Raw genomic sequence first — 24,271 nt, forward strand, 5'->3', positions numbered from 1 at the left:
CGGTACGCGGCGGAAGTCCGGCCCAGTTCCCGGGAGAGCACCCGGGCACACCGGACCGCGCGAACGGCGAGGGTCCCGATCACGGATGTTCCGGCCAGAACCACACCCACAAGGACAGCGAGGGCGATCATGCACACCACCCTAACGGGTGGGCCGTGACACTCACCTCACACCTGGACGAACGGCAGCGGCTCACCGGGCCGAGCGGGCCCCCGCACCCTCCCCGTCCAGCGTGTAGTGGGCCAGGGCCCGCCCCGCCTCCGCGGCAGCTTCCTCGGCCAGCGCGGCCGGTGCCACCACCCGGCACTCCGGCCCCAGCCGCAGCACCAACCGCAGCACCCACTCGGGCACGGGGGTGCGCAGCGTCGCACGGACGCCTCCGCCGGAGCGTTCGGCCACCGACTCGCACACGTAGTCCTCCGTCACCCAGCGGGCCGACGGCTCCAGGTCCAGGGTGACGAGCACGTCGCGCTCGGAGCGCTGGAGCACCCCGGAGGACAGGTCGCGACGCCCCACGCCCTCGGGGACCTCGGCGGCGTAGGGCAGGACCACCAGGTCCAGCACACGGTCCAGCCGGAACAGGCGCACGTCCCCCCGCAGGTGGCAGTAGCCCTCCAGGAAGCGGTGGCCGTCCTGGACCACCAGCCCCATCGGGTCGACGTCGCGCTCGGTGACCTGGTCCCGGTACCCGGACAGGTATCGCAGGTGCAGGCGCTGGCCGGACTCCAGTGCGTCGGCGCAGCGGCGCTGGGTCTCGGCGACCCCCTCGTCGGTCTCGACCCGCACCTGGACCGCGTCGGCCAGGGACGCCACCGCTGCCCCGGCCGCCGACCGCAGTTTCTCCCCCACCCGCTTCAGGGCGCTGCCCTCCAGCCCCTCGGCCTCGGGCAGCGCCTCCAGCAGCGACAGGCCCACGACCAGGCTGGCCGCCTCGTCCGCGGTGAGCCGCAGGGGCTGGGCCAGGGCCTCGGCGTTGCCGATGATGATCTCGCCGGTCTCCCTGGCGGCGTCCAGATCCACGTCGATGAGGTCGCCGGGGGTGTACCCGGGCAGGCCGCACATCCACAGCAGGCTCAGGTCGGAGACCACCTGCTTCTCACTGAGCCCGAAGTGGGCGGCCACCTCGGGCACGCGCACGTCGCGGCCCAGGGCGTAGGGCACGAGCATCAGCAGGCGGCGCAACTGGTCCGCCGAGCGCGGCCCGCGTGCCGGGGCGGAGGGGGCGCCGCCGGGGGGCGCGCCCCCTCCGTCCGGTTCGGCGCCCTGCCGCTCGGCGGTGGCGGCCAGGTGTGCGCGGATCGCCGCGCGAGCGTCCTGCGGTTCCACCACGGCCGCCCGCGACCCGAATGAGGCCACCCGCCGTACCAGATCGGGGGTGTCGGTGTAGGGCAGGGTGAGGGTGTCCCAGCCGTCGGAGCCCTCACGTTCGCCCGCGACCACGCGCAGGGCACCCCGCCGCAGCTCATGGGCGGCACCGGTGCGCACCCGGACCGTGGCGGCGCGTTCGGGCTCGGCCCTGTGCCCGGCCACCACCGACCTCAGGTCCACCCCTTCGGGCACGACCACACCGGGCCCCGTCCGCAGGACGCTCACCTCGCCGCGGATCCGGCCGAGCCGGAAGACGCGGCGGGAGCCGCGCACCCGGTCGTGGCCCGCCACGTACCAGTGGCCGCGCAGGTTGACGATCCCCCACGGCTCGATCTCGCGCCGCTCGACCTCCGCCTGGCCGGGTTTGCGGTAGTCGAATCGGATCGGCCGCCGGTCGCGCACGGCCTGCCAGACCGGGCCGAAGGCGGGCTCGTCGGTGCGCATCGCCGGGGTCAGGCCGGGCGCGGCCTCCCCGTCCACGGGGACACCGGCGGAGCGCAGCTTGAACAGAGCGTTGGCCGCCGCCTCCCCGAGGGAGGCGTACCGCCAGGCGCGGGCGGCCAGGCCCAGGACGAGGGCCTCGTCGGGCAGCAGCTCGATCTCGGGAAGCTCGTAGTCGGTGCGCGAGATGCGGTAGCCCTCCTCACCACTGACCGCGTCCCCGGTCCCGACTTGGATGGGGATGCCGTTGTCGCGCAGCTCGCGCTTGTCGCGCTCGAACATGCGCTTGAACGCGGACTCGCTCTCGGCCTCCGCGTAGCCGTACACCGTCGCCCGGATCTCCTGTGCGGTGAGGTGGCGGCGCGTGGACAGCAGGCAGATGACCAGGTTCAACTGCCGTTCCGTTTTCCTGCGCGACATCATCCGCACCTCTTCGCCCCGTGTGCATCGTCGGACCCGCGGCGCGTGCGCGTCGCTGCGGTCCCGGTTTCAGCAACGAAGGTACCGTGCCGATCATGATCCGGTGGCGCCGTGGTGAAGTCCGTCGACTCCTGCCGTCCTGGGACGGCGTGGCCCCCTGTGTGGTGGCGCTGGCCCCCGGTCGCGGGCGGGGGGACACCGTCACCTGCCGGGCGCTGGCCTACACCGACCTGGTGGGCCACCCGGAGGTGGGCGACACGGTCCTGCTCAACACCGGGGCGCTGGACCTGGGGCTGGGGACGGGCGGCTACGCGATGGTCGTGGCCCTGCCCGACCGGCCTCCCGCCGACGCCGAGGGGCCCGGGCACCTCGTCAAGGCCCGCTACACCCCGCTCCAGGCCACGGTCCTGGGCGCCGACGAACAGGGCTCGCCCCACCACGAGGCCCTGCGCGAGGCGACCGGGGTCGACGCGATGCCGGTCGTGGTCGCCGACCTGCACTCGGCCCTGCCCGCCGTGGTGGCGGGGGTGCGCGCCGACCGCCCCGGGGCGCGGATCGCCTACGTGATGCTGGACGGGGGCGCGCTGCCGGCGGCGTTCTCCCGGGTCACCGGGGTGCTGCGCGAGGAGGGCCTGCTGGTGGGCTGTGTGACCACCGGGCAGGCGTTCGGCGGCGACCTGGAGGCGGTCACCGTCCACTCGGGGCTGCTCACGGCCCGGCACGTGCTGAACGCGGACGTGGCGGTGGTGTGCCAGGGGCCGGGGAACCTGGGAACGGGGACGCCGTGGGGCTTCTCCGGGGTGGCGTGCGGTGAGGCGGTGAACGCGGCGGCGGTACTCGGCGGCCGACCGGTGGCCTCGCTCAGGGTGAGCGAGGCCGACCCCAGACCGCGCCACCGGGGCGTGTCGCACCACAGCAGCACCGCCTACGGGAAGGTGGCCCTGGCCCGCGCGGACGTGGTGGTCCCGCGCCTGCCCGGGGACCTCGGGGCTCTCGTGCGGGACCAGGCCGCCCCCCTGGCCCGGCGGCACACGCTCGTGGAGGTGGGGCTGGAGGGCCTGGAGGAGGCGCTGCGGTCGCTGCCGGTCAAGGTCTCGACCATGGGGCGCGGGCTGGACGAGGACCGCGCCGCCTTCCTGAGCGCCGCCGCGGCCGGGCGCCGCGCCGCCCACCTGGCCGACGGCGGCTCCTGAGCCTGAGGGCGGTGACGGTGGCGTTGGCGGTGCGCTCAGGCCCGCAGCAGTGCGTCGCTGTCGAAGGCCTGGCGCGGGACGGCGTCCGACCGGCTGGCCACGAGCATGTGCGGTGAGGGCACGTCGAAGGACGCCCCCGGACGGAACATGGCCAGTGAGGTGGGCTCGGCGCGCACCCCCTCGTCCACGCGCAGGGAGTCCGGAACGAACACGCTCCCGTCCCCGCAGGTGACACCCCACCGACGGTGGGGGCCCGCCGCCACGATCTGTCCCGGTGCTCCCCCCTGGACCGTCTCGTCGACGGCTCCCCCGCACAGGGTGATGTGGGCTCCGCCGAACCTGGCGAAGGCCCCCGGGTAGGGGTCGGCGAGCGCCCGCACCATCCGGTCGACGTCGGCGCCGGAGGCGGTGAAGTCCAGCAGGCCGTCGCAGGGGCGGCGGCGCGGCCACACCGACACGTGCCCGGTCTGGGGGCGACGCGGCGCGCTGCCCGCCAAGAGGGCGTCCAGGCGGCGGACGAGCAGTTCGCTCTGGAGGTGGGCGACGCGCTCGTAGAGCCCCGTGGCGGTCGTGTCGGAGGGGATGTCGAACCAGAGCTGGTCGACGATGTCCCCCGTGTCGGCCTCCCGGTCCAGGTGGAAGAGGGTGACGGCGCTGGAGCGCATGTCCCGCAGGATGGTCCAGGGGATGGGGGCGCGGCCCCGGCCGACCGGCAGCGGGGAGGGGTGGAGCCCTACCCCGCCCAGGGGCAGTGCGGCCAGCAGTTGTTCGTGGACGAGCTGCGACCAGCCCGCCACCACCATGAGGTCGATGCGGTGGGTGGACAGGGCGTCGCGCACCTCGTCGGAGTTGATGTCGGCGGCGCGCAGGTGCGGGATGCCGTGGCGGCTGGTCAGGGGTTCGAAGTCGGTGTACCCGCAGCGGTGCGCCAGTTCCACCGGGTAGGACACCACCAGGTCCGGCGGACGCCCCTGGGCGCACAGTTCCTCCAGTGCCGGGACGCCCAGGCGCAACCCGGACACGTAGCAGTAGCGCCGTCGTTCTGTCATGGCCCCTCCCATCGGCCGCGGACCGATCAGGACCGACTCTACGCAGGCGGGAGCGGCCGTCCGGGGACCACGCCCGTCCCGGGAGTGTCAGCCCCGCGCCGGGCGCGGGGCCTCGCGGGATACGGGAGGCCTACTCCTCCTCGGCCTCGCCGTCGGTGGCCTCCCCGGCCGGCTCCTCCTCGTCGGCCTCCTCCTCCGGGCTGGCCTCCTCGGAGGGCTCCTCGGTGGTCTCGGGCTCGGCGGGGGGCGGGTTGTCCACCGCGCCCAGGAGATCGACGACGAAGACCAGGGTGCCCGCGGGACCGCCGCCGGCCTCCTCGGCGGTCTCCCCGTAGGCCAGGTCGCCGGGGATGACCACCAGCAGGCGGCTGCCCACGCGCTGGCCGACGATCCCCTCGACCCAGCCGTCGATCACGGCGCCCTCGGCGATCGTGAAGTCGGAGGGCTCCCCGCCGCGGCTCCAGGTGGAGTCGAACGGCTCGTGGGTGCCGTCCTCCTCGGCCTCCCAGCGGATCCCGGTGTACTGCGCGATGAGCTGCTGGCCCTCCTCGACCTCGGGCCCGCTGCCCTCGATCAGCGGAACGGCCTCCAGCTCCTCGGGCGGGTCGGTGTCGGGGATCTCGATCACCGGGGCGGCCGCGTCCTCCTGGGTGACGGTGGGCAGGTCGCCGCCTCCGTCGGTGGTCTGCTCGCCGGGCACGGTCTGGCCCTGACCGAAACGCTGCATCACGTCGACGACCAGCACGCTGGCCCCCTCGGGAACCTGCTGGCCCTGCGCCTCGGCCTGCTCGACCTCCTGCTCGCTCAGGGGCGGGAAGACGTAGACGGCACGGCTGCCGACGGACTGGCTGAGCAGTACGTCGGTGATGTACTCCGGCATCTGGTTCATCCGGACCAGGTCGGGGGCACCGGTCTCGTAGCTGGACTGGCCCTCGACGGGCTCGCCCTCGCCGGGGCCGGTCCACTCGTACTGGACCACGTTGGCGACGAGGAGGTCGTCGGCTCGCACCAGCTCCCCCTCGCCCTCGCCCGTGGCCACGACCCCGGAGATCTCCTCGTCGGGGAGCTCCTCGTCGGGGAAGGTGATCTCGGGCTCCTCGCCGACCTCACCGGTGACGGTGGGCAGACGGGGATCGAGCTGTTCCTCTCCCATGCGGAGGAAGGCGGGGGTGCGCCACTCCTCGGGGATGGATCCGCAGCTCGAGACCGCCAGGGCGAGCGCGGTCAGGGGCACCGCGAGGGCGGCGGCACGTCGGTGCATGGGTCACAACCTCTGGTTTCCGGCTTAGGACAGGGTCACACTACCGAATGACGCCGAACCGGCCACCCCCCCCGGAAGCCCCCGGCCCTCACATCCCGGCGATGAGCTTCTCCACCCTCTCATCCACCGACTTGAACGGGTCCTTGCACAGGACGGTGCGCTGCGCCTGGTCGTTGAGCTTCAGGTGCACCCAGTCGACGGTGAAGTCGCGGCGCTGCTCCTGGGCGCGGCGGATGAACTCTCCGCGCAGCCGGGCACGCGTGGTCTGCGGCGGCACCGACTTGGCCTCGAAGATCCTCAGGTCCTCCACCACCCGCTCCATCTGGCCGCGGTTCTGCATCAGATAGAACAGTCCGCGGTCGCGGTGGATGTCGTGGTAGGTGAGGTCGAGCTGAGCCACCCTCGGGGAGGACAGCGACAGGTCGTGCTTGCTCCTGTAGCGCTCCAGCAGGAGGTACTTGGCGGCCCAGTCGATCTCCCGGGAGATGAGCTCCAGGTTCTGCGTCTCCACCGCCTCCAGGGTGCGCTGCCACAGGTCCAGGACCCGTTTGCCCACCGCGTCGGTGCCGTGGCGGTCGACGTAGCCCTGCACCTTCTCCAGGTACTCGCGCTGGATCTCCAGAGCGCTGGCCTCGCGCCCGTTGGCCAGCCGCACCTTGCGGCGGCCGGTCATGTCGTGGCTGACCTCCCGGATCGCCCGGATGGGGTTCTCCAGGGTGTAGTCGCGCATGACCACCCCGGCCTCGATCATCCGCAGGACGAGGTCGGTCGAGCCGAGCTTGAGCAGGGTGGTGGTCTCGCTCATGTTGGAGTCGCCGACGATGACGTGGAGCCGGCGGAAGCGCTCGGCGTCGGCGTGGGGCTCGTCGCGGGTGTTGATGATGGGGCGCGAGCGCGTGGTCGCCGAGGAGACGCCCTCCCAGATGTGCTCGGCGCGCTGGCTGACGCAGAAGAGCGCTCCGCGGGGGGTCTGGAGGACCTTGCCCGCACCGCAGATGATCTGCCGGGTGACGAGGAAGGGGATCAGTACGTCGGCCAGGCGGCCGAACTCGCCGTGCCTGCCGACGAGGTAGTTCTCGTGGCAGCCGTAGGAGTTGCCGGCCGAGTCGGTGTTGTTCTTGAACAGGTAGATGTCGCCGGCGATGCCCTCCTCGTGCAGGCGCTGCTCGGCGTCGATCTGCAGCCCCTCCAGGATACGCTCCCCGGCCTTGTCGTGGGCCACCAGGTCCGCGAGGCTGTCGCACTCGGGGGTCGCGTACTCGGGGTGGCTGCCCACGTCCAGGTACAGGCGGGCCCCGTTGCGCAGGAACACGTTGCTGCTGCGCCCCCAGGAGACCACCCTGCGGAAGAGGTACCTGGCGACTTCGTCGGGCGACAGGCGGCGCTGCCCCCGGAAGGTGCACGTGACCCCGTACTCGTTCTCCAGCCCGAAGATCCGTCGTTCCACGCGGCCTCACCCACTTCCGTCACCGGGGTGCGGACGACGGGGCCTCGCCGTCCGCACCCGCCCGGCCGGTGGGGCGCGTCCAGCACGCCACACCGCGGTCGTCACTCACGTCACTCGTCGGTCTCGTCGCCGCTGTCCGCGGTGACCTGGCTGCCGGCGCCGCTGCGGGTCCTGCCCTCCTCCAGCAGGGCGGTCAGACGCCGCCCGTGGATGCGGCGGAACTTCCTGTGCTCGCGTGAACGCTCCAGCACGGCCACCTCCAGGTTGCCCGCCTCCAGTTCACGCTCCTCCCCGTTCTCCTTGGCCAGGGCGTGGACGGCGGTGTCCAGGGCCGCGGAGAGCGGGGCGTCGGCGACGAAGCGGTCCTTGAGGACGGTGGCCACCTGCTCGGAGGAGCCGCCCACCGCCACGTGTCCCTGCTCGTCGACGATCGAGCCGTCGAAGGTGATCCGGTAGATCTCGTCCTCGTCAGCGGTCTCGCCCACCTCGGCGACGACGATCTCCACTTCCCAGGGCTTGAGGCTCTCGCTGAAGACCGTGCCCAGGGTCTGGGCGTAGATGTTGGCGAGCTGGCGTCCGCTGACGTCGCGGCGGTCGTACTGGTAGCCGCGCACGTCCGCGAACCGCACCCCCATCAGGCGCAGGTTCTCGAACTCGGGGTACCGGCCCACCGCGGCGAAGCCGATGCGGTCGTAGAGCTCGCTGATCTTGTGCAGGGTGCGGGACACGTTGTCCGCCACCATGAGGATGCCGCCCTCGTACTGCAGGACGACGGCGCTGCGGCCGCGCGCGATGCCCTTGCGCGCGTAGTCCGCCTTGTCCTTCATCTGCTGTTCGGGGGCGACGTAGAACGGCATCGACACCGCTGATCGTTCCTTACCTAGTCGGAAGAGGTCTCGTGTGGGCCCGCGGCCCCGGTCAGCTCAGTGCGGCGGTCGGACCGTCGGGCCGGGCGGCCCGGCCCTCGACCACCTCCGTGGCCAGACGGGCGATGTCGTCGGTGGGGACGCGGCGGTGGCCGTCCTCGGTGACGACGTCGACGAGGGGGAAGATCTTGCGGTGCAGGTCGGGCCCGCCGGTGGCGGAGTCGTCGTCGGCGGCGTCGTAGAGGGACTCCAGCGCGGCCCTGATCGCGGTGGTCTCGTCCATGTCGTCGCGGAACAGCTTCTTGAGGGACCCCTTGGCGTAGACCGAGCCCGAGCCGATGGAGTGGTAGCGGTGCTCCTCGTAGCGCCCGCCCACGGCGTCGTAGCTGAACACGCGGCCGACCTCGGCGGTCTCGTCGTAGCCCACCAGGAGGGGGACCACGACGAAGCCCTGGAGGGCCATGCCGAGGTTGCCCCGCACCATCTGGGCCAGCTTGTTGGCCTTGCCCTCGAGGGAGAGCGCACGGCCCTCCATCTTCTCGTAGTGCTCCAGCTCCACCTGGTAGAGGCGGGCCAGCTCGATACCGATCCCCGCGGAGCCGGCGATGGCGACCGCGGAGAACTCGTCGGCGCGGAACAGCTTCTCCATGTCCCGGTTGGCGATGACGTTGCCCTGGGTGGCACGCCGGTCGCCGGCCATGACCACACCCCCGGGAAAGGTCAGGGCGACGATGGTCGTCGCGTCAGGGGTGAGGTGCTCGGTCCCTCCGCCCGCGGACAGGTGCCGTCCGGGCAGCAGCTCGGGGCTGACGGACCGGACGAACTCCGTGAAGGACGAGGTCCCCGCACTCATGAACGCGGCGGGCAACCGTCCGCCCTCGAACCCTTCGAACACGCGACTCCCTCCACTCGCGTCCCACCCATGGGGGCGGATGGGACGGCCGTTGTCTCGATTGCTCTGGGGCCGGAGTCTCCCGGCCGATGGAACCGACCCTAGCCGTGCGCCCGGCGGCACCGACGGCACCGGAGTGCGCTGTCAGCGAACCGCTGAGGCGGGGCTACTGGCCGCCCTTCTGGACGAACTGCCGGACGAAGTCCTCGGCGTTGCTCTCCAACACGTCGTCGATCTCGTCGAGGATGTCGTCGACCTCCTCGTCGAGCTTCTCCTTGTTCTCCTGGGCGTCCGCCGTCGCCTCGGTCTCCTCGACCTCCGCCTCCCGGCGCGAGGCGTGCTTCTGACCGCCGGTGTCCTTCGTCGCCATCGCTGGCTACCTCCCTTTCGGAGCTCTCGCCCTTATCTTGGCCCAACAGCGCGCGGCTCAACCCCCTTCCCGAGGCCCGATACTCGCTAGTTACCTCGGGTCGCCGCGCCCGAACGGACACGCCGGGGGCCGGCCGCACCAGGTGCGGCCGTGTCCGCCACAACGCCGCGGATGTCCGGAAACGCCCTCAGCCGCGGCCTCCGGTGAGGACCGCGACCAGATCGGCGGCTGTGTCCGAGGCGTCCAGCAGCGCGCCCACGTGCTCCCTGGTGCCCCTGCGCGGCTCCAGGGTGGGCACCCTCTGCAGCGAGTCGTGGCCGGGCAGGTCGAAGATCACCGAGTCCCACGAGGCCGCGGCCACCGAGTCGGCGTACTTGGCCAGACAGCGGCCGCGGAAGTAGGCGCGGGTGTCCTCGGGCGGCTCGGTGACCGCCCGGAGCACCTCCGGCTCCTCCAACAGGCGCCGCATCCGCCCCCGGGCCGCGAGGCGGTTGTAGATGCCCTTGTCCGGCCGCACGTCCGAGTACTGAAGGTCGACCAGTTGCAGGCGCGGGTGCGACCACTCCAGACCATCGCGCGAGCGGTACCCCTCCAGCACCTTGAGCTTGGCCACCCAGTCCAGTTCCGCGGCCAGGTCCATGGGGTCGCGGCCCAGGCGCTCCAGTACCGAGGCCCAGCGGTCGAGGACGTCGGCGGTGTCGGGGTCCGCGTCCGGGCCGAAGCGGTCCTCGACGTACTTGCGCGCCTGGTCCAGGTACTCCGCCTGCAGCTCCAGCGCGGTCATGCGCCGCCCGTCCTTGAGCCGCACCCGGTGCGTCAGCGTCGGGTCGTGCGAGATCTCCCGCAGGTCGGCCACGGGGCTCTCCAGGGACAGGTCCGCGCTGAGGAACCCGTCCTCGACCATCGCCAGCACCAGGGCGGTCGTCCCCAGCTTCAGGTACGTGGAGACCTCGCTCATGTTGGCGTCGCCGACGATGACGTGCAGCCGCCGGTAGCGGTCCGGGTCTGCGTGCGGTTCGTCCCGCGTGTTGATGATGGGACGCTTCAGGGTGGTCTCCAGGCCGACCTCGACCTCGAAGAAGTCGGCGCGCTGGGAGAGCTGGAACCCGCTCCCCTGGCCGTCCGCGCCGATGCCGACCTTGCCGGCCCCGCACACCACCTGCCGGGAGACGAAGAACGGGATGAGGTGCCGGACGATGTCGCCGAAGGGCGTCGACCGGTTCATGAGGTAGTTCTCGTGGCACCCGTAGGAGGCGCCCTTGTTGTCGGTGTTGTTCTTGTACAACTGGATCGGCTCGATGCCCGGGGTGGCGGCCGCCCGCGCCGCGGCGTCGGCCATCACGCGCTCGCCCGCCTTGTCCCACAGCACCGCGTCGCGCGGGTTGGTGACCTCGGGGGCCGAGTACTCGGGGTGGGCGTGGTCGACGTAGAGCCTGGCCCCGTTGGTGAGGATCACGTTGGCCAGCCCCAGGTCCTCGTCGGTGAGCTGGGTGGGGTCGGCCACCTCCCGAGCCAGGTCGAACCCACGCGCGTCGCGCAGCGGATTCTCCTCCTCGAAGTCCCACCGGGCGCGCCTGGCCCGGGCCGCCGAAGCGGCCAGGTAGGCGTTGACCACCTGGGTGGAGGTGACCATCGCGTTGGCCCCGGGGTTTCCTGGGACGGAGATCCCGTACTCGGTCTCGATACCCATAATCCGCCGCACACTCATGATCAGAGGTTATCCACCGAGACCGTCTCTTGAACGCTTCCGCGCCAATCGTGCCCCAAGTGCCGTGTTCCCGGGCGTTGCGGACAGGCGTCCGATCCACACGGAGAGGGCTCGGCGGCCCCGCCCCCGCACCGAGGTCCGGCCCGGACCCTCCCGGACCCCTCCCATGCCCGTGCGGGGCGGCGGGGACGGCACTGGGCCTCAGGGGCCGCCCGCGCGTGCGGGATAACCGGTCGGCGGGCGGACGGAAAAAGAGATCGGATCACCGTGTCGGTGTCCCGGCGGGTGAGCGCGGGGCAGCTCCTCCGGTTCTTTCCGGTGTTCTCCCCAGCTCTCGTCCGACCGGCCGATTCCCTCCCCTCCCTCCCGACCAGCACGATTGCGGCGGCCCTTCTCCGACCGGAGGTGACGGCCTGCGAAAACGGTGCTCCGCCGAACCGGGGAAAGCCCTCCGCGCGTATGCGGGCCCGGGCCGGGACACCCGCCACCGGCAGCCGGATCCCCGGCCGGTACGGGTCCCGGGCCGGCCGGCGGGGAGGACCGCAGGCCTCCGCACCGGGAACGCGGCCCGGGCGGGACGAGGCCACGGATTCACGTTTCGGTCAGATCAGAAAACGGATATCCCCTTCATCCAAGCGCGGGGCACATAACGCTCCCGAACAGTTTAAACGCGGACCTTACGGATTTTTTCAAGGGAATTTCAGGATACTCGGAGGTAGGTTTCCCGGATGCGCACCCGCTGTGGAGGGAGCAGCCTAAAATGAATAAACCTGTCCCCGCCTGAAGGCGGCGCGAACGGCACCGCCGCTCCCCCACGGAACGGAACGCCCCCACCCCGGTCGGCCACACCCAAGGAGTTCCGGTGAGTCCACACCCCACAGCCCCTCCGGCCTTCCCCCCTCAGGCGAAGGAACAGTCCTCTCCGCCCTCCGCACCGTCCATCCGCGTCATGGTCGTGGACGACCACGCGCTCTTCCGCAGGGGCCTGGTCTCGGTCCTGGACGAGGACATCGACGTGGTCAGCGAAGCGGCCAACGGCGAAGAGGCCGTCCGCCTGGCCGTCGAACACCACCCCGACGTCATCCTCATGGACGTGCGCATGCCGCACACCAGTGGTATCGACGCCTGCTCGCGTATCCGCGAGGCGCTGCCGGAGGCCAAGTTCATCATGCTCACCATGAGCGACGAGGAGTCCGACCTCTTCGACGCGCTCAAGGCGGGGGCCACCGGCTACCTGCTGAAGGAGATCTCGGTGACCGACGTGTCCGGGGCCGTGCGCAACATCGCCCGGGGGCAGTCGTTCGTCAGTTCGGCGATGGCCACCAAGCTCATCGGCGAGTTCGCGGAACTGGCCAAGCAGGAGAGCACTCCCCCCAGCGGCCCGGACCTCCCCCAGCTCACCCCCCGCGAGACCGAGGTGCTCAAACTGCTCGCCCACTCGCTCAACAACCGGGAGATCGGGGAGCGGCTGTTCATCACCGAGAACACGGTGAAGAACCACGTGCGCAGCATCCTGGACAAGCTCCAGGTGCACTCGCGCACCGAAGCCGCCATCTACGCGGTCCGCGCCGAGTACGTCAAGGGCTGACCCCGGGCGCCGTGGCCGACGCACGCCGGCCGGCCCCAACAGCGCACACGGCCCACCGCCGGCTACCGCGCCCCTCCCGGGGCCCGCTCCACGGGTGCGGGGGCCACCAGCAGGCCACACGCCCCCAGCGTCTCCCCCGCGTCACGTCGTGTGCCCCCGTCAGGGCGGGTTCCACCGCGCCCGGAACCGGCCCCGTGGGCCGCTGACCCCCTGCTGACACGGAGACCGGAGACCACCGGCAACGGAAGGGGCCGACCGGCAAACCCGGTCGGCCCCCCACAGCACGCTCACAGCCCTATCGTCACAGGTACTGGCCGGTGTTGGCCACCGTGTCGATGCTCCGCCCGGAGTCCGCGCCCTTCTTGCCGGTCACCAGGGTGCGGATGTAGACGATGCGCTCGCCCTTCTTGCCGGAGATGCGGGCCCAGTCGTCGGGGTTGGTCGTGTTGGGCAGGTCCTCGTTCTCGCTGAACTCGTCGACGCAGGCCTGCATCAGGTGCGAGACCCGGATGCCCTTGGACTGGTTGTCGATGAAGTCCTTGATGGCCATCTTCTTGGCCCGCGAGACGATGTTCTCGATCATCGCGCCGGAGTTGAAGTCCTTGAAGTACAGGACCTCCTTGTCCCCGTTGGCGTAGGTGACCTCCAGGAACCGGTTCTCCTCGCCCTCGGTGTACATCCGCTCCACGACCCGCTGGATCATGGCGTCCACCGTGGCCTTGGTTGAACCGCCGTGCTCGGCGAGGTCATCGTCGTGCAGCGGCAGTTCCGCGGTGACGTACTTGGCGAAGATGTCCCGGGCGGCCTCGGCGTCGGGACGCTCGATCTTGATCTTGACGTCCAGCCGCCCCGGCCGCAGGATCGCCGGGTCGATCATGTCCTCGCGGTTGGAGGCGCCGATGACGATGACGTTCTCCAGCCCCTCGACGCCGTCGATCTCGCTCAGCAACTGCGGGACGATGGTGTTCTCCACGTCGGAGGACACGCCCGAACCGCGGGTGCGGAAGATCGAGTCCATCTCGTCGAAGAACACGATGACCGGCGTGCCCTCGGAGGCCTTCTCCCGGGCCCGCTGGAAGACCAGGCGGATGTGCCGCTCGGTCTCGCCGACGTACTTGTTGAGCAGCTCCGGACCCTTGATGTTGAGGAAGAAGCTCTTGCCGACGTCGCGGCCGGTCCGCTCGGCCACCTGCTTGGCCAGCGAGTTGGCCACCGCCTTGGCGATGAGCGTCTTACCGCAGCCGGGCGGCCCGTAGAGCAGCACGCCCTTGGGCGGGCGCAACTGGTGCTCGTAGAACAGGTCCTTGTACAGGTAGGGCAGCTCGACCGCGTCGCGGATCATCTCGATCTGTCCGGCCAGGCCGCCGATGTCGGTGTAGGCGATGTCGGGGACCTCTTCGAGGATGAGCTCCTCTACCTCGGACTTGGGGATCCGCTCGTAGACGTACCCCGACCTGGGCTCCAGCAACAGGGAGTCCCCCGGCCGGACCGGCTCGTCGCGCAGCGGGTCGGCCAGCCGGACGATCCGCTCCTCGTCGTGGTGGGAGATCACCAGCGCGCGCTCGCCGTCCTCAAGGATCTCCTTGAGCATGACGACCTCGCCGACCGTCTCGAAGGACTCCACCTCAACGACGTTGAACGCCTCGTTGAGCATCACCTCCTGGCCCGGTCGCAGCGCGTCGACGTCCACCGAAGGGCTGACGTTGACCCGCATCTTGCGTCCGTTGGTGAAGATCTCCACCGTCTCGTCCTCGCGCGCGCCCAGGTAGACGCCGAAGCCGGAGGGCGGTTGAGCCAGCCGGTCGACCTCCTCCTTGAGGGCCACGATCTGTTCACGAGCCTCCTTGAGGGTGGAGACCAGGCGCTCGTTCTGCCCGTTGGCCGCCGCGAGGTTGCCCTGGGCCTCCCGCAGCCGTTCCTCCAATAGGCGCACATGTCGGGGCGAATCGGCGAGCTTGCGCCGAACCACGCTGAGTTCCTTTTCCATGTAGGAGACCTGTGCCGTGAGTTCAGCAACTTCACGGTCACGGTCGCTCTGCCGCTCGTCGTCGCGCTCGGCCACGTCCGCCACCTCCCTATGAGAAGGACGACTACTCCGGAACCTACCTACCCCTGCCCAATTCCTAACCTCCCACCGTGGGAGAGTGTCGTGGGCCTCATCGGACCCTCTCGCATCGACCCAGGTCAGAGCGCCAGAGGATGATCCGACGTAATGAGAAAGTAACCTCTGTGGCCGGTCGGGGGCAAGGTTTTCCCAGCAAAGGAAAACCGATTCCTGCCGATATGCGAACTCACCCCTCCGCTCCCCTCTCCGCGGCACGCGCGCTCTCGTAATCCTTGCCGTAGGCCCCCTTGGCCGGCCTGCGTCGGCGTCCGGGCGCCTCCACACCGTCGGCCAGGCGCCGCGCGGTCACCAGGAACCCGGTGTGCCCGATCATCCTGTGGTCCGGGCGCACCGCCAGCCCCTCCACGTGCCAGGTACGCAGCATGGTCTCCCACGAGCGCGGCTCGTAGAACCTGGGGTCCTCGCGCAGCTCCTCGACCACCCGCGACAACTGCGTGGTGGTGGCGACGTAGCAGCACACCAGCCCGCCGGGGATCAGTGCCCCCGCGACCGCCTCCAGGCACTCCCACGGGGCGAGCATGTCCAGGAACACGCGGTCGACCTCGGTCTCCTCCAGGGACTCCACCAGGTCGCCCACGGTCAGCCTCCACGCCGGATGCGGCCCACCGTAGAAGCGCTCCACGTTCCTGCGCGCGATCTCGGCGAAGTCGGCGCGCCTCTCATAGGAGTACACCGCGCCCCGCTCGCCGACCGCGCGCAGCAGCCAGTTGGACATGGCACCCGACCCCGCACCGGCCTCGACCACGCGGGCCCCGGGGAAGATGTCGGCCTCCACCAGGACCTGCGCCGCGTCCTTGGGGTAGACGATGGTCGCGCCACGCTTCATCGACAGCGTGTAGTCGATGAGCAGCGGCCGCAGCGCCACGTACTCGGTCCCGTTCCCCGAGCGCACCACGCTGCCCTCGGGCCGATCGACGAGGTCGGAGTGGTCGATCTTGCCCTTGTGCGAGTGGAAGGCGCCGCCCTCGGTCAGCCTGATGGTGTGCATGCGCCCCTTGGGGTCGGTCAACTGCACGGTGTCACCGTAGGCGAAGGGGCCGCGGCGGCCATGGATACCGGTCAACTGTCGTTCTCGTCTTCCCGCGTGGCGATGGTCAGGGCGGTGGCCCAGATTATCGGCACGACGGCACCGCACCGACCACGCATGCGTTCGCGCTCCCCCGTATCGGGCAGGATCGGACTGCGGCCCCGGAGCCCGCACAGGACACAGAACCAGGAAGAAGCACACTCCATGTCACATCCGGACACCGGACTGGGAATCGACATCGGCGGCAGCGGGATCAAGGGCGCCCCCGTCGACCTGGAAACCGGAGAGTTCACCGCTGACCGCCTGCGGCTACCCACCCCCGAGCACTCGGGCCCCGCCGAGGTGGCGTTCGTGATCGGCGAGATCGTGGCGCACTTCCCCGAGGCGCTGGAGGGGGGCCTGGGCATCACCTTCCCCGGGGTCGTCCAGCAGGGCGTGGTGCGCACCGCCGCCAACGTGGACAAGGCATGGATCGGCACCGACGCCCAGGCACTGTTCTCCGAGGCCGCCGGACGGCCCGTGCGGATCCTCAACGACGCCGACGCCGCCGCCGTCGCCGAGGCCCGCTTCGGCGCCGCCAAGGGCGTCTCCGGGGTCGTCCTGCTGACCACCCTGGGCACGGGGATCGGAACGGCCCTGGTGGTGGACGGCCGCCTGGTGCCCAACACCGAGTTCGGCCACCTGCAGATCGACGGGCACGACGCGGAGTCCCAGGCGTCCTCGGCCGCACGCCAACGCGACGACCTCTCCTACGAGGAGTGGGCCCGCTCCCGGCTCAACCGCTACTACCAGGTGGTGGAGGAGCTGCTGTGGCCAGACCTGATCGTGGTCGGCGGCGGGGTGAGCCGCAAGTCGGAGAGGTTCCTGCCCCACCTGGACCTGCGCACGCCCATCGTGCCCGCGGCCCTGCTCAACACCGCCGGGATCGTGGGCGCGGCGCTGTCCGCCGCCGAACTGAAGCACTAGAGCGCGGCGGTCCCGGGCCCGCGGTAGGCGAGGAGAGGGCTCGCGCATGTCCGGCGGAGGCCGTTCCGCGGACCTGGTGGCCTCCGCCCGCCGAACGGCCTCGGCGACACTCGGAGCTCCGCCGCACCGGGAGGGTCTCCGGACGGTGCTACGCAGATCACGCATCCGGATCTCTTTCTCCCACACGCCCACCCGGGGCGACAGGGGTCCCTACCCTGTGTGCCCATGAACCGAACACACGGCGTTCCCCCCGCGGACCTGTGGGCACGGCCCGACATGGCCGCCGCACTGGCCTCCTGCGACATGGCGGCCGTCCTGGAGGGCGTGCGCGAAGCCCGCGGCTGGTCGCAGGGGGCCCTGGCCCGGGCCATCGACTACTCCCAGAGCTGGGTCTCGCGGGTGGTCAACGGGCAGCAGGCGCTCACCGTCCCCCAGGTCCACGACCTCGCCCGGCGGCTCCAGATCCCCCTGCACCTGATCCGGTTCGCCGACGACCCGGAGCCGAACGGCCCCGTGCCGCGGCGCAGACCGGGACGTCCGATCACCGCGGACACCCTCTTCCCGCCCGCCCCGGGCGCTCCGGGCGCTCCGGGCGCTCCGGCGCACCCCCTCCGCGCCGGAGCGCACCACTCGGTGGACGAGACCACCACGGCCGCACTGAGGGCGATCACCGGTGGCCAGCGCCGGATGGACGCCACCGCCCCGGCCCGGAACCTCCTGCCCAGCGCGATGGCACACGTGCACCTGTGCGAGCAGATGCTCGGGCACGCGCACGGGACACCCTTCTTCGGCGCGCTGAGCGGCGCGGCCAGTGAGGCCTCGGGCTTCGCGGCGTGGCTGCACGCCGACCAGGGCGACATGGGGTCGGCCCGGGCGCACTACCGCACCGCGGTCGTCCGCGCCCGCCAGGCGGGCATGCGGCTGCTCGACGTCTACATGCTCGGCTCCCTGGCCGCCTTCGAGACCGACACGGCGGAGGACCCCGAGTTCGGCCTGGGGCTGGTCCGGGAGGCCGAACACGTCCTGGGCCCCGCCGCCCACCCCACCGCCCGCGCCTGGCTCGCCTGCACGGAGGCGCTCGCCCACGCGAGCCTGGGCGAGCGCTCCGAGGCCCTGCGCGCCATCAACCGGGCCGAACGGGACGCGGGCGGATCGGCCAACGCCGACCCGCCCTGGCCCTGGGTGTTCGCCTTCGACCAGGCCAAGGTGGCCGGGTACCGGGCGCTCGTGGGGGTGCGGCTGCGCGATCCCTACCAGGCGCGCGCGGCCTTCGGCGAGGCCACCGCGGCCTCCTCTCCCCCCAGCGCCAAGCAGTCGGCGCTTCTCCAGGCGGAACTGGCCTCCGCACACGCCGACGCGGGCGACATCGACGAGGCGTTCCGGCTCCTCCAGGAGGCCCTGAGCACCGGACTGCGCTACGGGTCCGAACGCGTGGTGGGCCGGGTGCGCTCGTTCCGGCGCCGCTACCGGGGGCCGCGGGCCGTCTGCGTCGACGCTTTGGACGCACGCCTGGCCACGCTCGCGGCCGACCTCCCGGTCACTGGGTAGGTACAGACCGGTCGGCGTGCACACGCGCCGACCAGTCCATCAGGAGTGTAAGGAGGCCTCTTGATCCGCATCGGCATCACCGGACACCGTGCACTGCCACCCGACGTGGACGCGGACGTCACCGACCTGCTCCGCGCCCACCTGGCCCCCTACGGCCGCGCCATGGTCGGCCTGTCCTGCCTCGCCGACGGTGCCGACACCGCCTTCGCCGAGACCGTGCTCGGCACCGGCGCCCCGCTGGAGGTGATCGTCCCGGCGAGCGGCTACCGTGCCTCGCTTCCCGCGGAGCACCACGGCACCTACGACCGCCTGCTCGCCGGGGCCGCGCGCATCCACGACCTCGGGCACACGGCGTCCTCACCCGAAGCGCACATGGCCGCGGGCCGACTGCTCGTGGACCGCAGCGACCAGCTCATCGCCGTCTGGGACGGCCTGCCCGCACGCGGCCCCGGCGGCACTGCGGACGTGGTCGCCTACGCCCGCTCCCTCTCGCGGCCGGTGACCGTGCTCTGGCCCCAGGGGGCCCGGCGGTGAGGGCGCTCAGCCCGCCCCGCGCCCCCGCATCGCCAGGTTGACGTCGGCCGAGCGCAGCACCCCGTGCACCCGCCCGTCCGGACCCGCCACCGGGTACTCCGCGAGAGGGTGGACCGAGAGCGCCTCCAGCAGTTCCTCGCCCTCCAGAGCGGCGGGGACCACCGCCTCACGGCCCACCCCGCGGGACACACTCGACACGGGCACCCAGGGGCGGCGCGCCTCCGGGACGGCCTCGGCCGCCGCCCGGTGCACGATCGAGACGGGCGCGCCCTGCGGGTCCACGACCACGATCGCGTCGGCCCCCGCCCCGGCCGCACGCCTCTCCGCCTCCGCCAGAGGGGTGTCGGCCGCCACGGCCACCGCGGGGCGGGCCAGCGCCCCGGCGCGCAGCCCCGGCACACGTGCCCGCATCCGGGCGTGGCCCAGCGCCTCCGTCGAGCCCGTCCAGATGAACCCGCCCAGGACCAGGCCCCACACGAGCGCCCACGGGTCGGGGCTCGCACCGGACCACAGGGCCGGTACCAGCGGCAGCGCCACGATCGCCAGCGCCAGCACCCGGCCGCCCCAGGCCGCGGCGACACTGCCCGCGTAGGGGCGGCCGGTCATCCGCCACACCGCCGCGCGCAGGAGCCGGCCGCCGTCCAGCGGCAGGCCGGGAAGCAGGTTGAACACGCCCACCAGCAGGTTGGCCACCCACAACTGCAACAGCAGTTCCCCGACCACGGTGAGCGGGTCGACCGGCAGCCACAGCAGGTAGCCCAGGCCCGCCAGCACCAGCGACAGCGCGGGCCCGGCGAAGGCGATCCAGAACTCGCGTCCGGGCGTGGGCGCTTCGCGCTCGATCTCGGAGACCCCGCCCAGGGCGTACAGGACGATGCGCCGCACCGGCAGCCCGTAACGCCGGGCCACCAGCGCGTGGGCGAGTTCGTGCACCAGGACGGAGGCGTAGAGCAGCACCGCGAAGACGAACGCGAGCAGGTAGGCACCGGGGCCCAGCGCCAGGCGGTCCTGGGCGATTCCCCCGTAGACCACGGTGATCAGCGCCGCCACGATCAGCCACGAGGCGCTCAGGTGGACGGGCACGCCGAAGGGCCGTCCGAGGACGAGGCCCTGCCCTGCGGAGAAACGGCCCCGGGGCCCGGTACTGGTGTCGTCACTGCGCTCGGTCACACCTCCCAGACTAGATCCCTTCGACACGGTGCTCTGCCCCAAGGGTGTGGCGAGGGCTCCCATGGGACGGAGGAGGCACGGCCGCGGCACCGTTCCCCTACGCTCGTCTCCATGACCACCGTGCCCCTGCCGTCCGCGCTGTCGCCGTCGCGGGCCGCCGACTTCCTCCAGTGCCCCCTGCTGTTCCGGTTCCGGGCCGTGGACCGGCTCCCCGAGTCCCCCAGCCCCGAGGCGCTGCGCGGAACCCTGGTCCACTCCTGCCTGGAGCGCCTGTACGAACTCCCCTCCGAGACGCGCACCCCGCGCACCGCGGTCGGGCTCGTCGACCCCCAGTGGGAGCGGCTGCGCACCAAGAAGCCCGAGGTCGGGGAGGTGTTCGCCGACCAAGCGGAGATCGACGCGTGGCTGGAGTCGGCGCGGCACCTGGTCCGGCGCTACTTCGACCTGGAGAACCCCGCCGCGCTGGAGCCCAGGGAGCGCGAGATGCGCCTGGAGGTGGCGCTGCCCACCGGACTGCGGCTGCGCGGCTACGTCGACCGGCTCGACGTGGCACCCTCGGGGCAGATCCGGGTGGTGGACTACAAGACCGGCAAGTCGCCCCATCCGCGGTTCGAGGACAAGGCCCGGTTCCAGATCTTCTTCTACGCGGTGATGATCTGGCGCGACCTGGGGATCGTGCCGAGTCGCCTCCAGCTCGTCTACCTGGGCGGAGACGGGGCGGTGCGCTGGTACGACCCCACCGAGGACGAACTGAGGGCCGCCGAGACCGAGATCACCGCTCTCTGGGAGCGCATCGAGGAGGCGGGCCGCTCGGGGGTGTGGCTCCCCCGCCGCAGCAAGCTGTGCGGGTGGTGCGAGCACCAGGCGATCTGTCCGGAGTTCGGCGGGACCCCTCCGCCGCTGCCGACCGCCTGAGCCCGGCGCGTCGCCGCCGGAGGCACCGCGCCCGCCCTGGCAGGATGTTCCGGTGATCGAGCTCACCGGTGTTCGTGCCCGGTCCAGGCGAACCCTCCCCCGTATCACGGCGTCCACTGGGAGGCGGTGATAACAATCCGGTCACCGCTGGTCCGAACAGGGGGAACGGAGAGCACACGATGCCGAAGCGGGAGCGCGGTGGACCGCCGAGCGAGGAGATCCTGCTCAGCAGGATGCGCGACTGGCGGGCCGAGCACGAGCGGGAGCTGACTGCCGACGGCCTCGACGACGAGGAGGAGCCGCTCCCCGACCCGCGCGTCATCGACCTGGTGCTGCGCGTGGGCGAGTTGATGCTGGCCAGCGGGGAGAGCACCGAGGTCGTCAGTGAGGCCATGCTGAGCCTGTCGGTCGCCTTCGACCTGCCCCGGACAGAGGCCTCGGTCACCTTCACCACGATCACGCTGTCCACCCACCCGGTCGGCGAGCAGCCGCCGGTTACCGGTGAGCGCGTCGTGCGCCGCCGCACCCTGGACTACTTCCGTGTCGGCGAACTGCACACACTGGTGGAGGAGTCCGCCCTGGGCCTACTCGACCTGGAGGAGGCCACCACCCGGTTCAGCCGGATCCGCCGGGCCCGCGCGCCCTACCCGAACTGGTTCATCACGGTCGGCCTCGGCCTGATCGCCTCCAGCGCCAGTGTGATGATGGGCGGCGGCCTCATCGTGGCGACGGCCGCGTTCCTGGCCACGGTTCTGGGCGACCGGGTCGCGGTGTTCCTGGCCCGGCGCGGTGTGGCGGAGTTCTACCAGATGACGGCAGCCGCGGTCGTGGCCGCGACCATCGGCGTGGCGCTGCTGTGGGTGAGCGTGGAACTCGACCTGGGGCTGGCCGCGGGCGCGATCATCACCGGGAACATCATGGCCCTGCTGCCGGGGCGTCCGCTGGTAGCCAGCCTTCAGGACGGTATCAACGGCAGCTACGTGTCGGCGGCGGCGCGCCTGCTGGAGACCTTCTTCATCCTCGGCGCGATCGTGGCCGGGGTGGCCGCGGTGGCCTACACCGCCATGCGCCTGGACGTGCACATCGACCTGGACTCCCTGCCCTCGGCGGGGATCTCCATGGAGGTCCCGGTGCTGCTCGGCGCCGCGGGCATCGCCATGGCCTTCGCCGTCTCCCTGGTCGTGCCGCCCCGCCTGCTGCCCGCCATCGGTGCGCTCGGGGTGATGATCTGGGTGATCTACGCGGGCCTGCGCTCGGTTCTGGAGGTGCCGCCGGTGGTGGGCACCGTCGTGGGCGCGGTCGCGGTAGGCGTCGTGGGCCACTGGCTGGCGCGACGCACCCGACGGCCGGTGCTGCCCTACCTCGTGCCCTCCATCGCCCCCCTGCTCCCGGGGAGCATCCTGTACCGGGGGCTGATCGAACTCACCCAGGGCACGGCCATCTCCGGGATGCTCAGCATGGTGGAGGCGGTCATGGTGGGCCTGGCTCTGGGCGCGGGGGTCAACCTCGGCGGTGAGCTGGTCCGGGCCTTCCAGCACGGCGGCCTGGCCGGGGCGGGCATGCGGGGTCGGCCCGCGGCGCGCAGGACACGCGGCGGGTACTGAGGACGACGTGACCGGAAGCGGCCGGAACGGAGGCGCCCGCCCCGGGTCTCCCGCTCTGCGGAGAACCGGACGCGGAGGCGGAGAGCCGCCGCCCTCCGCCCGAACCACGGCATGAGGTGACGTGAGCCACTCCGCTTGGCGGCAGCGCAGAGCCGAGCGTCCGACCGAAGGGCCCCTCCGTGTTCACGTGCAGCCACCAGCCCCCGGCCCCTCCTCCTCGGACACCGACCGTGAGGCCGCACGGGTGCTCGCCCACCACCCCGAGCAGGGGTGGAGCCCGCTGTGCACCGGTGTCGTCCTGTTCGACGACACCGGTGCACTCCTCTGCCCGACGGTGCCGCCATCGCTCCGCACCGGCCCCGCGTGGCGGCCTGATCCCCGGCCCGAACCCTCAGGGGGTGTCCGGCCCGCCGCGGCCGGGCCGCCCCGGGGGGAGGACGTCCGCCCCTCCCGCCGCCCGCCCCATCCGGCCTCTGGCATCGGCGTGCACACCCTCGCCCCACACCGTCGCGTCGGGGACGCGCAGGGCCTGTTCCATCACCTGGCGCAGCACGGCGGGGCGCGCCTCACCCTCCGCCACGGGCACGGCGAGCAGGGCGTACATCCGGGTGAGGGCAGCGAACAGCTCCCCCGCGAGGAGGGGCGCGCTGGAGGTGGCCACGGCCTCCTCCAGGTAGGGCTCCCACCACGGGTCCCCCCCGTCGCCGTCCGTTTCGCCGTCGTCCTCCCACGGTGCGAAGCCGCGCCGCAGGCGGCCGCGCACCTCCTCGGCGCACCCGGGTGCGCCGCCGCGCACGCCCTCGCTCCAGACCCCGGCCGCGGCGTCCGGTTCCCCGCGCAGGGCCAGCAGCCCCGCCAGGAGTTCGACCGCGGTGCCGAAGGTGTCGGGCCGCACGGGCTGGGCGTCCAGGGCACCGACCAGGTCGGTGACGGCCTGCTCCATCCGGGTCGCGGCGCGCAGCACACGCAGTTCGGGGTCGTCGGGGGCGGCGCGCAGCCCGCGGTCCGCGGCCGCGGCGGCAGTCTCCGCGGCGCCCTGTTCCAGGAGGCGTCCGGTGAGGTCGCGGGCGGCCTCGGCGACCGCCGCGGCGTGCGGGGGGCCGGGTTCCCCGGCTCCCGCGAGCGGAGCGAGCGCCCTCTCCCAGTGTTCCCGTGCCCGCGCGGAGTCCCCGCGTGCCTCGGCCAGGCGTGCCAGTGCGTGGTGGGCGGCCACGACCTGGGCCGGACCGCCCAGGTCGAGGAGGCGGCGCCAGACGTCGGCCGCCTCCTCGACCCGTCCGTCCTGTTCCAGGGACAGGGCCAGGTGGTGGGCGGCGCGCGGGGCGGAGCGGGGGTCGCCGGTGTCCATGGCGCGGCGCGCGGCATCGCGGGCCGCCGCCAGATCGCCGAGCCGGTCCCGGACCACGGCCAGGCCGAGCAGGGCACCGGCCAGGACCTCGACCGGGGGGTCGGCCGCCACGGCGCTGCTGAAGAGCTCGGCGGCGCGCTCCAGGTGTCCGTTCTCCGCGAGGTCGCGGGCCTGGGCGCACAGGTCTGCGGCCTCGCGGCCGGCCGTGGTGGTCATGGGCGGATCGCTTTCGACGGGGGGTGGGGGGCGGTGCGGTCCGCTGCCCCTGCGCGGCGGACCCTCTCACGGTAGCCGGATCGGCGGCGCTCATGGGCGAGCGGAGCGCGAGAGGCGCCGTGTCGGCCTGTTCGCTGCCTTTTCCGTGCCCACGCGAACCGCCGCCTTGATGATGTAGATTTCTGAAATACCGGACAAGAGGGGATACCGAGGCA

General features: G+C 72.1%; 19 protein-coding genes and 1 pseudogene. 8 read left to right on the forward strand and 12 right to left on the reverse strand.

What is annotated here, in order from left to right:
- Positions 1-192 precede the first annotated feature (192 nt).
- Positions 193-2,229 carry a YafY family protein gene (locus B042_RS0103415; RefSeq protein WP_028647064.1) on the reverse strand — a complete coding sequence of 679 codons (2,037 nt, stop codon included), beginning with the start codon at positions 2,227-2,229 and terminating at the stop codon, positions 193-195.
- Between the two features lie 95 nt (positions 2,230-2,324).
- On the opposite strand from B042_RS0103415, the gene B042_RS0103420 reads away from it, so the two are divergent.
- Entirely contained in the window at positions 2,325-3,422 is a 1,098-nt protein-coding gene (locus B042_RS0103420) for a DUF3866 family protein (RefSeq protein ID WP_028647065.1), read from the forward strand.
- A gap of 35 nt (positions 3,423-3,457) precedes the next feature.
- Here B042_RS0103420 and B042_RS0103425 read toward each other — a convergent pair whose 3' ends face one another.
- From B042_RS0103425 to dop, 7 genes are all read right to left on the reverse strand, one after another.
- Positions 3,458-4,471 (reverse strand): methionyl-tRNA formyltransferase, encoded by a 1,014-nt coding sequence (locus B042_RS0103425; protein ID WP_028647066.1) that lies wholly within the window; start codon positions 4,469-4,471, stop codon positions 3,458-3,460.
- Positions 4,472-4,601: 130 nt separating this feature from the next.
- Positions 4,602-5,732, reverse strand: a complete 1,131-nt coding sequence (locus B042_RS0103430) for an FKBP-type peptidyl-prolyl cis-trans isomerase (protein WP_028647067.1) — start codon at positions 5,730-5,732, stop codon at positions 4,602-4,604.
- Positions 5,733-5,820: 88 nt separating this feature from the next.
- A complete protein-coding gene (gene pafA / locus B042_RS0103435; protein WP_028647068.1) occupies positions 5,821-7,179 on the reverse strand; it encodes a Pup--protein ligase in 1,359 nt (452 codons plus the stop codon).
- A gap of 110 nt (positions 7,180-7,289) precedes the next feature.
- Positions 7,290-8,042, reverse strand: coding sequence for a proteasome subunit alpha (gene prcA / locus B042_RS0103440; RefSeq protein ID WP_028647069.1), 753 nt, complete (start codon positions 8,040-8,042; stop codon positions 7,290-7,292).
- A 55-nt stretch (positions 8,043-8,097) separates the two neighbouring features.
- Positions 8,098-8,940, reverse strand: coding sequence for a proteasome subunit beta (gene prcB / locus B042_RS0103445; RefSeq protein ID WP_028647070.1), 843 nt, complete (start codon positions 8,938-8,940; stop codon positions 8,098-8,100).
- 163 nt (positions 8,941-9,103) lie between these two features.
- Complete coding sequence (locus B042_RS0103450) at positions 9,104-9,307, reverse strand: ubiquitin-like protein Pup (protein WP_028647071.1); 204 nt, start codon at positions 9,305-9,307, stop codon at positions 9,104-9,106.
- 187 nt (positions 9,308-9,494) lie between these two features.
- The gene (gene dop, locus B042_RS0103455; RefSeq protein ID WP_369797663.1) at positions 9,495-11,015 is read right to left on the reverse strand and encodes a depupylase/deamidase Dop; all 1,521 of its coding nucleotides are present in this window, start codon (positions 11,013-11,015) and stop codon (positions 9,495-9,497) included.
- Between the two features lie 862 nt (positions 11,016-11,877).
- Here dop and B042_RS0103460 point away from each other — a divergent pair.
- Positions 11,878-12,603, forward strand: coding sequence for a response regulator transcription factor (locus B042_RS0103460; protein ID WP_028647073.1), 726 nt, complete (start codon positions 11,878-11,880; stop codon positions 12,601-12,603).
- 301 nt (positions 12,604-12,904) lie between these two features.
- On the opposite strand, the gene arc is transcribed toward B042_RS0103460, so the two are convergent.
- Positions 12,905-14,674 (reverse strand): proteasome ATPase, encoded by a 1,770-nt coding sequence (gene arc / locus B042_RS0103465; RefSeq protein WP_081748569.1) that lies wholly within the window; start codon positions 14,672-14,674, stop codon positions 12,905-12,907.
- Between the two features lie 220 nt (positions 14,675-14,894).
- The gene (locus B042_RS0103470; RefSeq protein ID WP_028647075.1) at positions 14,895-15,791 is read right to left on the reverse strand and encodes a tRNA (adenine-N1)-methyltransferase; all 897 of its coding nucleotides are present in this window, start codon (positions 15,789-15,791) and stop codon (positions 14,895-14,897) included.
- A gap of 168 nt (positions 15,792-15,959) precedes the next feature.
- Here B042_RS0103470 and ppgK point away from each other — a divergent pair, with 168 nt between their 5' ends.
- From ppgK to B042_RS0103485, 3 genes are all read left to right on the forward strand, one after another.
- Complete coding sequence (gene ppgK, locus B042_RS0103475) at positions 15,960-16,721, forward strand: polyphosphate--glucose phosphotransferase (protein WP_028647076.1); 762 nt, start codon at positions 15,960-15,962, stop codon at positions 16,719-16,721.
- Positions 16,722-16,997: 276 nt separating this feature from the next.
- Positions 16,998-18,269, forward strand: coding sequence for a helix-turn-helix domain-containing protein (locus B042_RS0103480; RefSeq protein ID WP_028647077.1), 1,272 nt, complete (start codon positions 16,998-17,000; stop codon positions 18,267-18,269).
- Positions 18,270-18,329: 60 nt separating this feature from the next.
- Positions 18,330-18,803 (forward strand): hypothetical protein, encoded by a 474-nt coding sequence (locus tag B042_RS0103485; RefSeq protein ID WP_028647078.1) that lies wholly within the window; start codon positions 18,330-18,332, stop codon positions 18,801-18,803.
- 6 nt (positions 18,804-18,809) lie between these two features.
- Here B042_RS0103485 and B042_RS0103490 read toward each other — a convergent pair whose 3' ends face one another.
- Entirely contained in the window at positions 18,810-19,973 is a 1,164-nt protein-coding gene (locus B042_RS0103490; RefSeq protein WP_036553785.1) for a site-2 protease family protein, read from the reverse strand.
- A 111-nt stretch (positions 19,974-20,084) separates the two neighbouring features.
- On the opposite strand from B042_RS0103490, the gene B042_RS0103495 reads away from it, so the two are divergent.
- The 3 genes and pseudogenes from B042_RS0103495 (at position 20,085) to B042_RS26330 (ending at position 22,867) form a co-directional block, all read left to right on the forward strand.
- Positions 20,085-20,888 carry a PD-(D/E)XK nuclease family protein gene (locus B042_RS0103495; RefSeq protein WP_028647080.1) on the forward strand — a complete coding sequence of 268 codons (804 nt, stop codon included), beginning with the start codon at positions 20,085-20,087 and terminating at the stop codon, positions 20,886-20,888.
- Between the two features lie 233 nt (positions 20,889-21,121).
- Positions 21,122-22,492, forward strand: a complete 1,371-nt coding sequence (locus B042_RS0103500) for a threonine/serine exporter family protein (protein WP_028647081.1) — start codon at positions 21,122-21,124, stop codon at positions 22,490-22,492.
- Positions 22,493-22,671: 179 nt separating this feature from the next.
- Positions 22,672-22,867: pseudogene (locus B042_RS26330) on the forward strand (DUF5999 family protein).
- Between the two features lie 16 nt (positions 22,868-22,883).
- On the opposite strand, the gene B042_RS21805 reads toward B042_RS26330, so the two are convergent.
- Positions 22,884-24,056 (reverse strand): lipopolysaccharide assembly protein LapB, encoded by a 1,173-nt coding sequence (locus tag B042_RS21805; RefSeq protein WP_051415433.1) that lies wholly within the window; start codon positions 24,054-24,056, stop codon positions 22,884-22,886.
- Positions 24,057-24,271: the final 215 nt, after the last annotated feature.

It is taken from the genome of Nocardiopsis sp. CNT312, from assembly GCF_000515115.1.
In the GTDB taxonomy this organism is placed as follows: Bacteria; Actinomycetota; Actinomycetes; order Streptosporangiales; family Streptosporangiaceae; genus Nocardiopsis.

What these genes read in the sequence shown, in the direction of transcription:
- B042_RS0103495 (WP_028647080.1), top strand. Translation starts at nt 20,085, where the DNA reads ATGACCACCGTGCCCCTGCCGTCCGCGCTGTCGCCGTCGCGGGCCGCC.
- B042_RS0103480 (WP_028647077.1), top strand. Translation starts at nt 16,998, where the DNA reads ATGGCCGCCGCACTGGCCTCCTGCGACATGGCGGCCGTCCTGGAGGGC.
- dop (WP_369797663.1), bottom strand. Translation starts at nt 11,015, where the DNA reads ATGAGTGTGCGGCGGATTATGGGTATCGAGACCGAGTACGGGATCTCC.
- B042_RS21805 (WP_051415433.1), bottom strand. Translation starts at nt 24,056, where the DNA reads ATGACCACCACGGCCGGCCGCGAGGCCGCAGACCTGTGCGCCCAGGCC.
- B042_RS0103500 (WP_028647081.1), top strand. Translation starts at nt 21,122, where the DNA reads ATGCGCGACTGGCGGGCCGAGCACGAGCGGGAGCTGACTGCCGACGGC.
- B042_RS0103430 (WP_028647067.1), bottom strand. Translation starts at nt 5,732, where the DNA reads ATGCACCGACGTGCCGCCGCCCTCGCGGTGCCCCTGACCGCGCTCGCC.
- B042_RS0103415 (WP_028647064.1), bottom strand. Translation starts at nt 2,229, where the DNA reads ATGTCGCGCAGGAAAACGGAACGGCAGTTGAACCTGGTCATCTGCCTG.
- B042_RS0103425 (WP_028647066.1), bottom strand. Translation starts at nt 4,471, where the DNA reads ATGACAGAACGACGGCGCTACTGCTACGTGTCCGGGTTGCGCCTGGGC.
- ppgK (WP_028647076.1), top strand. Translation starts at nt 15,960, where the DNA reads ATGTCACATCCGGACACCGGACTGGGAATCGACATCGGCGGCAGCGGG.
- B042_RS0103420 (WP_028647065.1), top strand. Translation starts at nt 2,325, where the DNA reads ATGATCCGGTGGCGCCGTGGTGAAGTCCGTCGACTCCTGCCGTCCTGG.
- B042_RS0103450 (WP_028647071.1), bottom strand. Translation starts at nt 9,307, where the DNA reads ATGGCGACGAAGGACACCGGCGGTCAGAAGCACGCCTCGCGCCGGGAG.